The organism is Stenotrophomonas sp. A3_2, from assembly GCF_036624925.1.
GTDB lineage: Bacteria > Pseudomonadota > Gammaproteobacteria > Xanthomonadales > Xanthomonadaceae > Stenotrophomonas > Stenotrophomonas hibiscicola.
Genome location: NZ_JAZKVY010000349.1, coordinates 1 through 12,389, shown reverse-complemented (window position 1 = coordinate 12,389; position 12,389 = coordinate 1). Strand labels below are relative to the sequence as shown.

The 12,389-nt window shown below is 66.0% G+C and carries 10 protein-coding genes; 8 read left to right on the top strand and 2 right to left on the bottom strand.

The annotated features are described in order from the left end of the window. Window positions 1-285: 285 nt before the first annotated feature. Both R5H29_RS18575 and R5H29_RS18570 read right to left on the bottom strand, forming a co-directional pair. Window positions 286-1,380 (bottom strand): dipeptide epimerase, encoded by a 1,095-nt coding sequence (locus R5H29_RS18575; RefSeq protein WP_005415027.1) that lies wholly within the window; start codon window positions 1,378-1,380, stop codon window positions 286-288. Next, window positions 1,377-2,816, bottom strand: coding sequence for an SH3 domain-containing protein (locus tag R5H29_RS18570; RefSeq protein WP_332329597.1), 1,440 nt, complete (start codon window positions 2,814-2,816; stop codon window positions 1,377-1,379). The genes R5H29_RS18575 and R5H29_RS18570 overlap by 4 nt, the downstream gene beginning before the upstream one ends. 132 nt (window positions 2,817-2,948) lie before the next feature. On the opposite strand from R5H29_RS18570, the gene R5H29_RS18565 reads away from it, so the two are divergent. The 8 genes from R5H29_RS18565 to R5H29_RS18530 all read left to right on the top strand — a co-directional run bounded on the left by R5H29_RS18565 (window position 2,949) and on the right by R5H29_RS18530 (window position 12,337). Continuing rightward, on the top strand, window positions 2,949-4,421 hold the full coding sequence (locus R5H29_RS18565) for a transglutaminase-like domain-containing protein (protein ID WP_197597674.1): 1,473 nt from the start codon (window positions 2,949-2,951) through the stop codon (window positions 4,419-4,421). A gap of 51 nt (window positions 4,422-4,472) precedes the next feature. Beyond that, window positions 4,473-7,496 carry a TonB-dependent receptor gene (locus R5H29_RS18560; RefSeq protein ID WP_332329596.1) on the top strand — a complete coding sequence of 1,008 codons (3,024 nt, stop codon included), beginning with the start codon at window positions 4,473-4,475 and terminating at the stop codon, window positions 7,494-7,496. Between the two features lie 55 nt (window positions 7,497-7,551). Beyond that, on the top strand, window positions 7,552-9,105 hold the full coding sequence (locus R5H29_RS18555) for a serine hydrolase domain-containing protein (protein ID WP_332329595.1): 1,554 nt from the start codon (window positions 7,552-7,554) through the stop codon (window positions 9,103-9,105). Continuing rightward, window positions 9,038-9,751 carry a M15 family metallopeptidase gene (locus tag R5H29_RS18550; protein ID WP_332329594.1) on the top strand — a complete coding sequence of 238 codons (714 nt, stop codon included), beginning with the start codon at window positions 9,038-9,040 and terminating at the stop codon, window positions 9,749-9,751. Before R5H29_RS18555 ends, R5H29_RS18550 begins: the two co-directional genes overlap by 68 nt. Window positions 9,752-9,962: 211 nt before the next feature. Continuing rightward, window positions 9,963-10,334 carry a hypothetical protein gene (locus R5H29_RS18545; RefSeq protein WP_019662198.1) on the top strand — a complete coding sequence of 124 codons (372 nt, stop codon included), beginning with the start codon at window positions 9,963-9,965 and terminating at the stop codon, window positions 10,332-10,334. Between the two features lie 232 nt (window positions 10,335-10,566). Continuing rightward, on the top strand, window positions 10,567-10,983 hold the full coding sequence (locus tag R5H29_RS18540; RefSeq protein ID WP_019662197.1) for an EF-hand domain-containing protein: 417 nt from the start codon (window positions 10,567-10,569) through the stop codon (window positions 10,981-10,983). Window positions 10,984-11,067: 84 nt separating this feature from the next. Then, complete coding sequence (locus R5H29_RS18535) at window positions 11,068-11,817, top strand: HAD family hydrolase (RefSeq protein ID WP_021202954.1); 750 nt, start codon at window positions 11,068-11,070, stop codon at window positions 11,815-11,817. Between the two features lie 31 nt (window positions 11,818-11,848). Continuing rightward, a complete protein-coding gene (locus tag R5H29_RS18530; RefSeq protein ID WP_171953326.1) occupies window positions 11,849-12,337 on the top strand; it encodes a hypothetical protein in 489 nt (162 codons plus the stop codon). Window positions 12,338-12,389 lie beyond the last annotated feature (52 nt).

Here is a 12,389-nt window from a genome sequence, read left to right as displayed (position 1 = left end):
TTCCAGCCTCGAAGAGGTTACGGAGCGCGGTTGTTGCTTTTGACGTTGAGTCCGCCTTCAAGCGAGCCGGGCACCGCAGGTCCGGCGAGGGCGAAGAGGCGCGGGTGTTTGAGCGCAGCGAGTTCCCGCGCCGTCCCTCGACGGGCCGAGGAGCGCAGGGAACCGGTGCGTAGCACCGGCTAGCGGCCGGCGGAGCGTTTCTTCTGGTTACTTTTCTTTTCGCGAAAAGAAAAGTAACGCGCGACCCAGCGCCAGTGGCACGCAACGTCAGCCGCAAGGCAGAAATCACCCCAGCATCTCCAGCCCACGCACCTCAGTAATGCCCAGCCCCGGCACGTCGCTGATGCTGATCTCCGATTCGTTGAAATGCACGCCGCCGCTGACCGGGTCGAACTGGCCCAGCGAGGGACCGTCGAGGTCAACCTTGGTGATCACATCACTCTTGGCCACGGCCAGGTGCACGGCTGCGGCCACGCTGATGCTCGACTCGATCATGCAGCCGATCATGCACGGCACGCCGTAGATGCCGGCGATGTCGGCGATGCGGATCGCGTTGGACAGGCCGCCGGTCTTCATCAGCTTGATGTTGATGATGTCGGCTGCGCGCTGCTGGATCAGGTCCATCACCTGGCTGGGGCTGAACACGCTTTCGTCGGCCATCACCGGCGTGTTGACGCGGTCGGTGACGTACTTCAGGCCACTGATGTCCGCGGCCTTCACCGGCTGCTCCAGCAGCTCCAGCACCACGCCGGCTTCCTCCAGCGTGCGCATCGCATGCACCGCCTGCTTGGCGGTCCAGCCCTGGTTGGCATCCAGGCGCAGCAGGGCGCGGCCTTCCACGGCGGCATGGATCGCCTTGACCCGTTCGATGTCCAGGCCGATGTCCTTGCCGACCTTGATCTTCAGCGACTCGAAGCCGCGTTCGATCGCCGACAACGAATCGGCCACCATCTTGTCGATGTAGTCCACGCTGATGGTGATGTCAGTGGTGATCACCGGGTCGCCGCCGCCGAGCATCTGGTACAGCGGCGCACCGTGCAGCTGCGCCCACAGGTCGTACAGGGCGATCTCCACCGCGGCCTTGGCGCTGGTGTTGCGCTCCATCGCGGTTTGCACCAGCGTGCACAGGTGGTTGAGGTTGACCACGTCCTGGCCGATCAGGCGCGGGGCGATGAAGTGGCGGATCGCCTCGATGATCGAGCCGTGCGTATCGCCGGTGATCACGGCGGTGGCCGGGGCTTCACCATAGCCGGTGTTGCCGCTGTCGGTGCGGATCAGCACCACCACGTCTTCCACGGTTTCCACCGTGCGCAGCGCGGTCTTGAACGGTGTCTTCAACGGCACGCGCAGCATGCCCAGTTCGATGGCGGTGATCTTCATTCGGGAGTCTTGGCCCGCAGGCGCTGGATGTTGGTGATGCGGTCGATGTAGCGGACGGTGTCGCTGGCCATCATCGGCTCCAGCGGCGTGACCGAAACACCATTGAGATGGGCCTGCACGCGCGTGCCGTCGGCACCGAACCAGCTGCCGCCCGCCGTATCGTGGATCACCCAGGTGCGGCCGTCGACGTGGCCGATGACCATCATCACGTGGCCGGGGATGTAGACCAGGTCGCCGACCTGTAGGTCGGTGACCGCACGGTCGCGCGCGGCCTTGCCGTCCTTGCCGGTGAACGGCAGGCGATCCAGTGCCGGGCTGACCGCCTGTGCACTGGTATTGCGCGGCAGCAGCACGCCGAAGCTGCGGTAGATCTCGGAAACGAAACCGCTGCAGTCGCGCGTGTCGTAGTCGTGGCCCCAACCGTAGCGCTCGCCGAGGAACTTGAAGGCCTGCTGCAGCAGCAGGCGCGGGGTCAGTGGCAGGTAGTCGGCGGCGGTGTCCTGCGAGCGCGGCAGCAGCGCTGGCACCAGCTTCAGGCGGCCATCGGCTTCGCGCACCGGCAACTGCACCACCCACGAGGCGTGCGCCTGCTGGCCGTTCACCGGTTCTGAAGCGGGCCAGTCGGCCAGCACCGGCAGGCGCACGCCCATGTCCAGCTGCAGGCGCGATACGCGCGGTTCCTCCGGGGTGTAGGCGGTTTGCGCGGTGGCGCCGGTGACGATCCGGTACGGGCCCTTTGCGCCGTAGCCGAGCACCGTGGCCTTGTCGCCGCCGGCGATGGCGTCGGCTTCGATCCACGCGCTGTAGCGCTCGCTGTGCACGAACAGCCAACGGCCGTCGGCGCTGCGGTGGACCACGGCGACCTTGTCGCCGGGGAACAGTGCCGATTCCTGGAAGCGGTCGATGTCGGTGTCACCGGCAGTGCTGAAGACCCGCTCGCGGGTGGGGAAGGTACGCAGTGCCGCGCGCTTCACCACCAGCCCGTAGGCCGGTGCCACCTTGGCAGGGATCGCATCGAGGCCGAGGTTGGCTTCGATCGCGCTGCGCAGCGCGGGTGCGATCGCTTGGCCCTTGTCGTTGTAGAGGGCGCGGGTGGGCCAGCTCGACAGCGCGGTGATGCTGGCGCGAACCGTCGCCGCATCAAGCTGGGCGGGCAGTGCGGCGATGTCCTGGATGTGGCTGTCCTGCGCCCGCATCCGCGCGTTCTGTGCTTCGATCTGCGCGCGATCCAGAATCGGCGCATCGGCGTTGTCCAAGCGCGCGGCCCAGTACTGCGGGGTCAGATAGGCCTCGTGCAGGCCGATCACATAGGGCAGCGGCGCACCCGGGTCGGGCGGTGGGGCCGCCTGTGCAAAGGCCGGAGCGGCCAGCAGGCACAGGGCCAGGGTCAAGCGGCGCGGCCAATGCCGGTGCCGTTCGCGGAAAGCCAGGCTCATGCGGTGCACACCCTCCTCGAATGCCTGTTGGAATATTTATTCCTTTTGGCCCCGAAAGCAAGAATAAATTATTGACCAACATCCCGGCCCGTGTTACACAGCCGTTACCACCCGCGCTGGGGAAGTGTCGCTGTGGATCCTGCCGTTCGCAAACCGCGTCTGACTGCCGCCGCCGGCCTGGGTGCCGTGTTGCTGCTGTGGGTGTCGGCCACGCAGGCGACGGATGGGCATAGCAGCCAGCAGCGGGCGCGCCAGACGCAGGTGATCGACCTGATCGACAGCGGTCGCTTCAGCGATGCCGAAGCGCTGCTGGCAACGGCAGGCGATACCACCGAGGGGACCTTCCAGCGCGAGCGCATGCGCCGCATCCGCCTGGATTTTTCCCTCGACGAGGCCGCGGCCAAGGCGGCCGTGCGCCGCTGGATTCCCGATCTGACCGACGAGGAATTTGCGCGCTGGGACCAACTCGGCCTGATCGAGCATCTCGATACCGATGGCGAGCGTTGGTACTTCAAGCGCGCACCGTCGAACCTGTTCCTGCTCAGCGACGAAGCACGCGCGCGCCGCCGCACGGATGCACCGATGCCGCCTCCGGGCCCCAACGAAGTGCTCAACGCCCACCACGCAGGCGTGGTTGCCGCGGCCGAACAGAGTGGCCAGGCGTCGGTACTGCCGCAGCGCTACGAATTCACCCAGTCGCTCACGGTGAAATCCGATGTGGTGCCCGCCGGTGAAACGATCCGCGCGTGGATTCCGTACCCGCGCGAGATCCCCGGGCAGCAGGAACAGGTGCAGTGGCTGGGCAGCACCCCGGGCAAGGCGCGGGTGGCACCGGCCAGTACCCTGCAGCGCACCGCGTACCTGGAAGCCAAGGCAGTGGCTGGGCAGCCGACGCGCTTCGAGATCCGCTACGCGGTCACGATCCTCGCCCGACATACCGCGATCGACCCGGCCAAGGTACAGCCAACCCCGGCTGATCCGGCCTTGAAGCCCTATCTGGCCGAGCAGCTGCCGCATGTGCGCTTCACCCCCGCGCTGAAGCTGTTCTCCGACCAGGTACTGCAGGGCGAGACACGTCCGTATGAAGTGCTGCGCAAGCTGTTTGCTGCCGTGGATCGCATTCCATGGGCGGGCGCGCGCGAATACTCCACGCTCAGCAACATCAGCGATTACGCGCTGCATGCCGGCCATGCCGACTGCGGCCAACAGACCCTGCTGCTGATCGCGCTGCTGCGCATGAACGGCATTCCCGCGCGCTGGCAGTCGGGCATGGTGTTCTCCGGCGATGGCAGCGGCTACAACAACCTGCATGACTGGGGGCAGGTCTACCTGGCGCCCTACGGCTGGCTGCCGATGGACGTGACCACCGGCGCGCTTGCCAGCGATGTGCCTGCACTGCGCGATTTCTACCTGGGTGGCCTCGACGGCTACCGCATCGCCTTCAACGACGATTTCGGCCAGCCCTTCGTGCCGGCCAAGCAGCACTTCCGCTCGGAAACGGTCGACTCGCAGCGCGGCGAGGCCGAGTGGGCAGGCGGCAACCTGTACTTCGACCAATGGAGCTACGACTTCCAGTGGCGGGTACTGCCAGCCAGGCAACGCTAGCGCGACACACCGCATTCCACACCATTCAATTCTTGCAGGAGAGAGCAGGGGATGAAGGCTTACAGCATCAAGCGGGCGGCGTTGTGCGTCGCCCTTGGGGCGTGTCTGGGTGTAGTGCTGCCCGGCATCGCGATGGCACAGAACGTGAGCGGCGCAGTTGCCGGCCGTGCAACCGCGGGCGACCAGGTGACCGTGGTCAGCAACAGTACGGGTCTGACCCGTACCGTCACCGTCGGCGCCGACGGCAGCTACCGCCTCGGCCAGCTGCCGGTAGGTGACTACCAGCTGCAGCTCAGCCGCGATGGCCAGAAGCTGGGCGATCAGATTGCTGTCGGTGTGGCAGTAGGCGGTACCACCACGGTCAACCTGGCCAGTGGCGGCGGCGTCACCAATCTCGATGCGCTGCAGGTGGTCGGCACCCGCGTGGTCAACCGCGTGGATGTCTACTCCACCGAGACATCCTTCAACATCAACCGCCAGGAGATCTCGCGGCTGCCGGTGGCGCAGGACCTGTCTGCGGTCGCGCTGATGGCGCCGGGCGTGGTCGGCGGCAACTCGTCATTCGGCGGCCTGTCATTCGCTGGTTCATCGGTGGCCGAGAATGCGGTCTTCATCAATGGCCTGAATGTCACCGACATGTATACCCGTCGCGGCTTCAGCACCGCGCCGTTCGCCTTCTTCAAGGAGTTCCAGGTCAAGACCGGTGGCTACTCGGTCGAGTTCGGCCGCTCCACCGGTGGCGTGATCAATGCGGTGACCCGTTCGGGCAGCAACGAATTCGAGGGCGGTGTTGAAGTCACCGCCGAGCCCAGTGCGTGGCGCGCCAGTGGCGGCGATCATTTCCACCGCGACGGCACCCCGCATTCCTACGGCAGCCGCGACAACAACTCCTTCCTGAAGACCAACGTGTGGGGCTCCGGCCCGATCGTCAAGGACAAGCTGTTCCTGTTCGCGATGTACGAAGACCGCAGCGACAAGGGACACAACACCTCGTCCGATGGCAGTACCTGGTTCAAGAACGATTCCGGCAACGGCTTCTGGGGCACCAAGCTGGACTGGAACATCAACGACAACCACAGCCTGGCGCTGCTGGCGTTCTCGGATGAGGGCGATGTCACCAATGCGTCGTACGGTTACAACTGGAACGCCGACCAGCTCGGCGCCTGGGGCGGCGATTCGGTCACCGAGACCGGCGGCCGCAACTGGTCGGCCACCTACACCGGCCACTTCGGACAGAACTTCACCGCGCGCGCCATGGTCGGCCAGAACAACCAGCGTGCGTTCACCAATTCATCGCTGGATCAGGCCTGCAGCCCCGTGTTCACCGACAGTACCTACGGCCCGCGCCTGGGCAAGCTGCAGGGCCTGCGCGCAGGCTGCCACCCCACGGGCACGGCAGTGGCCGAGCGTGACGATACCCGTGACGTGGCGCGACTGGACTTCGAATGGCAGCTGGGTGACCACCTGCTGCGCTTCGGTGTCGACCGTGAGCTGATGACCACAAAGCAGTCCACCCGCTACCCCGGCCCGACCGAACTGAGCTACACCGCCTACGTGGCGCGCCCCGGCGATGAAGTCTGGGACGGTGCCAATGCCTACGTACCGGCTGGCGTTACCGAAATGCTGCGTGCGCGCAACCGCAAGTCGGGCGGCACGTTCGAGACCGAAGCCAATGCGCTGTACGTGGAAGACATCTGGAACATCACCCCGAACCTGATGCTGAACCTGGGCGTGCGCTGGGACCGTTTCGAGAACCGTACCGCCGCCGGCAAGGCGTTCATCAAGATGGATGACCTGATCGCACCTCGCGTCGGCTTCTCGTGGGACATGCGCGGTGATGGCAGCACCAAGCTGTTCGGCAACGCCGGCCGCTACTACCTGCCTGTCACCAACAACATCAACGTGAATTTCGCAGGTGGCCTGACCGACGAGTACAGCTACTACGTGCTCAATGGCTGGGAGCGGAAAACCTCGCCGACCGGCTCACCGTACATGGCACCGGTCGTCGGCCAGCAGATCGGGCCGACCGACACCCGCATGAACACCGGCGGTGCCGACCTGCGCCAGAGTGTGGATCGCGACCTCAAGGCGGTCTACCAGGACGAGTACATCCTGGGCTTCCAGAACATGATCAACCAGGCATGGTCGTGGGGCGTCAACGCCACCTATCGACGCATGCCCCGTGCGCTGGACGACATCCGCATCAATTACACCCCATGCGGCCCGACCCCCAGCACGCTGTGGCCGATCGCCAACCCGGGCGAGAGTCTGACGATCTGGGGCGACAAGAGCATCGGCTGCGCCACCGAAGGCTGGATCACCATTGACACCGCCAACAGTGGCTATCGGAAGGGCGGCAGCGGCGAGGTGATCGGTTACTCCAAGCCCAAGCGCACCTACAAGGCACTGGAGTTCCAGATCGACCGTGCCTGGGACGAGAAGTGGATGTTCAACGCGTCCTACCTGTGGTCGAAGAGCGAGGGCAATTTCGAAGGCCCGGTGAATTCCGATACCAACTACGGCGACACCGGCATGGTCCAGTTCTGGGACCATCCGGCCACCAACGAGCGCTATGGCGTGCTGTTCAACGACTTCCGCCACCAGTTCAAGCTGCGTGCCGCTTACGCGCTGAACAAGCAATGGTCGTTCGGTACCACACTGCAGGTGCAGTCCGGTGGCCCGATCACTGCCTACGGCGTGATGTGGCCAAACGATTCCATCGCCGGTGGCAGTACTTCCAGCGAGGGTAGCGGCGGTGGTACCGGCTGGCTGTGCGTGGCCAACTGTTCCGGCCCGTACAACCAGCGGCAGTTCGAGTACAGCCCACGCGGTGCGTTCGGTCGCCTGCCGTGGACCTGGACCATGGGCGCCAACGTGACCTGGCGTTTGCCGGTGGAGGGCATCGATCTCAGTGCACGGCTGTCGGTGTACAACCTGTTCAACAACCAGAAGACCATCAACGTGCACCAGCGCTATGAAGCGCAGCCCGGCCAGTACCGCGAAGCGACGTTCGCCACCGGGACGCGCTGGCAGGCCCCTCGCTATACACAGCTGGTGGTGACCTGGAACTTCTGAGGCCACGATCCGCGCCGCCCACCGTGACGGCGCGGGCAATGGAGGGGCTGCGCGCATGTACCACCTGCTGATCGTCGCGGCGGCACTGGCCGCACCGTCCGCTTCGCCGACCGATATCGCCTCCCTCGATGCCGACGTCGCCGCTGTGGTCCAGCACGAGCACCTGCCCGGGCTGGCCATGGCGGTGGTCGACAACGGGCAGGTGGTCTATCGCCACGCCGAAGGCGCGCGTGGCGACGGCGGCCGCATCGACCAGGACACGCTGTTCAAGATCGCCTCCAACAGCAAGGCGATGACCGCCGCGCTGCTGGCGCGACTGGTGCAGCAGGGCAAGCTGCGCTGGCAGGATCCGGTGCAGCAATATCTGCCGGGCTTCCGCATGCACGATGCGTGGGTGGGCGAGCAGATGCAGGTGCGCGACCTGCTGATCCACAACAGCGGCCTGGGCCTGGGCGCCGGTGACCTGATGCTGTGGCCGGAACCGAACGCGTTCACCCGTGCGGACATCATCGCGGGGCTGGCGCACCTGAAACCGGTCAGCAGCTTCCGCAGCCGCTACGCCTACGACAACCTGATGTACGTGGTGGCCGGGGAAGTGGCGGCGGCAGCGGGTGGCAAGCCGTACGACCAGCTGATGCGCGAGCAGGTGTTCGAACCACTGGGCATGACGCGCTGCCAGGTGGGGGCGTGGTCGGTGAAGCGCGTGGGCAACGTGGCGCAGCCGCATGCCTGGCGCGGTGATCGCAACGCGGTAGTGAACGCGGATGGAGCGATCAGCCCGGACCTGCCGTCGATGGCGGCCGGCGGCATCCGTTGTTCGCTGCGCGACATGACGCGCTGGATGCAGGTGCTGCTCGATCCCGCCCTGGCACCTGGCTGGTTGGACGCTGAGCAGCGCCGTACGCTGTGGACCCTGCACATGCCGATGGCGCTGGGTGAACGCCAGCGGCGTTGGGACAACGCGCATTTCTATGGCTACGGCTATGGCTGGCGGGTGTCGGACATGGATGGGCAGTGGAAGGTGGCGCACACCGGCACCCTGTCGGGCATGTACTCGTCGCTGGCACTGTTGCCTGACCGCGAGGTGGGCGTGGTGATGCTGATCAACGGTGAAGGCGAGGATGCGCGCACCGCATTGATGCAGGCCGCACTGAAACGCTTCACCGCCCCCAATGATGCGCGCCCGGCGATGGAATACCTGGCCGAACTGAAGGCGGACCAGGCCGCTCGTGCGGCAACCGGGCACCAGCGGCCGCCGATGTCGGATGCGCGGCAGGCGTCGGCTTCCGATCTGCCGCGTTGGCAGGGACGCTACAGCGATCCCTGGCTGGGGCCCGCATCGCTGTGCCCAGGCAAGGACGGCCTGCGCTTCAGCGTGGACAAGTCGCCCCGCCTGCAGGGAGCCGTGCTGCAGCTGCAGGGGCGCTGGCTGCTGCGCTGGGATACGCTGGGTGACGATGCACAGGCGTGGCTGCGGCCGGGCGAGGGCCCGGCACCGACACTGGACCTGCGCGCCATCGATCCGGACATCGACTTCAGCTATGACTTCCAGGACCTGCATTTCACTCGTACTGGCGATTGCCCTGGCGGCGACCACCGGCGCCGCTGAGCCACCGCGCGTTTCACCGGCCACCGACGCGGCCAGCGCCGGACTGGTGGAGATCCGCACGCTGTCGCCGCGAATCGACCTGGATATCCGCTATGCGGGTGCCAACAACTTCACCGGCGCGCGTGTGCCAGGCTACGAGGCGCCTTCGTGCTACCTGCTGGCGCCGGTGGCGAAGGCGCTGGCCGAGGTGGAACAGGACCTGCGCGCCGATGGCTTCAGCCTGCGCCTCTACGACTGCTACCGGCCGGTGCGTTCGGTGCAGGCGTTCATGGCCTGGGTGAACGATCCGCGCGAGCTCTCGCGCAAGGCGCAGCAGTACCCGGATCTGGACAAGCCACGCCTGCTGGCTGACGGCTACATCGCCGAGCGCTCCGGCCACAGCCGCGGTGCCACGGTGGATCTGGGCCTGCTGGATTGCCGCAGCGGTGCATGTGCGCCGTTGGACATGGGCACTGACTTCGACTTCTTCGGGCCACGTGCGCATACGCAGACGAGCGGGCTGAGCACTGTGCAGCAGGCGAACCGCCAGCAGCTGGTGCAGGCGATGGCGCGCCGTGGCTTCGTCAACTATCCGCAGGAGTGGTGGCATTACACCCTGCAGCCCGAACCGGATTCCGGCACCGCGTACGACGTGCCAGTGCTTTAGGCGGTATCGGCAGGGCACCGCCCCGCCTCTGACAGTTTCCCGCGCGGTCCGTTGTAGAGCCGAGCCCATGCTCGGCTGCTCCTTGTTCAATCGTCGAGATATTCGATTTGGATGGAGATTCATCCACGCATGGCGTGGATCTACTATGGCTGCCGGATCGGGTCCGGCGCAGATCCCTTACACTGGCCGCCTCTTCATCCCTGCCCACCCGATGAACCTTCCTCTGCACTTCGGCCTGCTCGGTACCCTGGAAGCCGGCGCCATCGCCATGCTGGTCGGGCTGCTGGTGTACTTCCTGTGGTCGCAGCTGTGCCGGCTCCTGCACTGGACAGCGGGGCATGCGATCGGCTGGTCCTGCGTCATCGCCGTGATCATCTCCGCCGGCATCGATGCATGGAAGCTGTTCTACATGGGCATCGTGCGGCTGGAATCGCCGCTGTACGCACGGATCTTCCTGGCCACCATCCACGATCCCAACGAGCTCGGCAGCCGTGTGGTGCTGGAAATCGCCGGTGCGCTCGCCGGTGTTGCTCTTGCATGGGTGTTGTTCAGTTCGCGGTCATCGGAAAAAACCGTCGACTGACGCAGGTTTTTCGTTGCCTGCCGGTTAAATGCAGAGGCGCTGAATGCGCATCTTATGAGCCACTCACTTCACCCTAACCACCGCGCTAAAGCATGCGTGGAGGCCAGTGGTTAATCGCGCGTGTGGGCGCCGGTCGCGGCGCAAAATCGATTCAGAAACGCGGTGGCAGGGTAGGTGCCGTGCGGAATCAACACGCCGCGCAACACCACCCAATCGGTAGGAGACACCCCTGATGACTATTCGCAACCGCAAGCCCCTGATCGCCCTGATCGTCGCCGCCGGCAGCGTGCTGGCCATCCCGGCGATGGCCCAGTCGGCCAAGCAGCAGGCCGCGCAGGCACAGAACGAGGCCGCCCAGGCGCAGCAGGCAGCGGCACAGGCGGGCCAGGCGGCTGACCAGGCAACCAATGCGGCCGCAGCGGCCTCGGCCCAGGCCAACGGCGGTGGCCAGACCTGGGCCAGCATCGATACCGATGGCAACGGCACCATCAGCAAGACCGAGGCGCAGGTGAACGCCGGCCTGGCCCAGGTGTTCGACCAGGCCGATACCAACAAGGACGGTGAGCTGAGCGCCGATGAGTACAAGGCCTATGTGGCCGCCCAGCAGGCCGGCGCCGGCGGCGCAGCGCAGGGTGCGCAGGGCAGGTAAGACTTGTATCGGGGCGTATGGGAACCCGGGCGGCTTCGGCCGCCCGGGTTTTTTTCGTCACCACGGCCCCTGTATCCTTGCGCGATGAACACCTCCACGCCTGCGCCGTCGCGCGCCATCGGCCTGGTCGGTTTTGACGGTGACGATACGCTGTGGAAGAGCGAGGACTACTACCGCAAGGCCGAGCAGGATTATCTTGACCTGCTGTCGCGCTACGTCGACGTGCATGACACCCAGACCGCGCGCCACCTGCTGGAAGTGCAGCAGCGCCACCTGGGCACCTTCGGCTACGGCGTCAAGAGCATGACCCTGTCGATGATCGAAGCGGCCATCGACATCACCGGCCAGCGCATCGAGGCCAAGGACATCCAGCGCATCCTGGAGATCGGCCACGACACCCTGCGCCACCCGGTCGAGCTGATCGACGGTGTGCGCGAAGCGGTGGCGGCCATCGCCGAGCACTACCCGGTGGTGCTGATCACCAAGGGCGACCTGTTCCACCAGGAAGCGAAGATCAAGGTCGCCAACCTGGCCGAGCTCTTCCCGCGCATCGAGATCGTTTCCGAGAAGGACCCGGAGACCTACGCCCGCGTGCTGGCCGAATTCGACCTGCCGATGCAGCGCTTCGTGATGGTCGGCAACTCGCTGCGCTCGGACATCGAGCCGGTGGTCACCCTGGGTGGCTGGGGCGTGCATACCCCGTACGCAGTGACCTGGGCCCACGAGACCCAGCATGGCGTGGCCGACGACGAACCGCGCATGGTCACTGCCGATACCGCCCACGACTGGCCGGCCGCACTGGCGGCGATCGAGGCCAAGGCCGCTGCGGCCTGACAGGGCCCGTCGGCTGCGGCAGAATCGGAGCATGAACCACCGACTGCGCGCGCTGATGTTGTCCCTGCTGCTGGCGCCGGCCACCGTGCTGGCCCAGCAGACCGCCGAGCGCTCAAGCGCCTACGAAGTGGACACCGGCGACAGCTGGGTCGATGCCCAGCTGCGGGACATCAACCATTACGCCGAACGCTACCCCGACGCTTTCCTCGACGAAGTGTCGCGCTATGCCGACGTGCCGCGTGGCTACATCAGCGCGCTGTTCACCACCCACGGCTGGCAGGCCGGAGACATCTATTTCGCCTGCTTCTGGGCCAAGGCCAGTGGCCAGACCTGCCGCGACAGCGTGCGTGCCTTCAGCCAGGACCCGGAGGGCGGCTGGGAGGCGGTGGTCAAGCGCATGCCCACCAAGCCGGACAATCTGCACTACCGGGCTGTGCGCCATGCCATCGTGGCCAGCTACCAGCACTGGGACCGGCCGATCACGCTGGATGCCACCCTGAAGCGCCAGCTCAACCGGTAGTGCCGGCCGCTGGCCGGCAACTGCACCATTCCAGGCATCCGGAGGTTGCCGG

Excerpts from the sequence above, each read along its gene's own strand:
- R5H29_RS18550 (WP_332329594.1), top strand. The coding sequence starts at position 9,038 with ATGACTTCCAGGACCTGCATTTCACTCGTACTGGCGATTGCCCTGGCG.
- R5H29_RS18575 (WP_005415027.1), bottom strand. The coding sequence starts at position 1,380 with ATGAAGATCACCGCCATCGAACTGGGCATGCTGCGCGTGCCGTTGAAG.
- R5H29_RS18560 (WP_332329596.1), top strand. The coding sequence starts at position 4,473 with ATGAAGGCTTACAGCATCAAGCGGGCGGCGTTGTGCGTCGCCCTTGGG.
- R5H29_RS18530 (WP_171953326.1), top strand. The coding sequence starts at position 11,849 with ATGAACCACCGACTGCGCGCGCTGATGTTGTCCCTGCTGCTGGCGCCG.
- R5H29_RS18545 (WP_019662198.1), top strand. The coding sequence starts at position 9,963 with ATGAACCTTCCTCTGCACTTCGGCCTGCTCGGTACCCTGGAAGCCGGC.
- R5H29_RS18570 (WP_332329597.1), bottom strand. The coding sequence starts at position 2,816 with ATGAGCCTGGCTTTCCGCGAACGGCACCGGCATTGGCCGCGCCGCTTG.
- R5H29_RS18540 (WP_019662197.1), top strand. The coding sequence starts at position 10,567 with ATGACTATTCGCAACCGCAAGCCCCTGATCGCCCTGATCGTCGCCGCC.
- R5H29_RS18535 (WP_021202954.1), top strand. The coding sequence starts at position 11,068 with ATGAACACCTCCACGCCTGCGCCGTCGCGCGCCATCGGCCTGGTCGGT.
- R5H29_RS18555 (WP_332329595.1), top strand. The coding sequence starts at position 7,552 with ATGTACCACCTGCTGATCGTCGCGGCGGCACTGGCCGCACCGTCCGCT.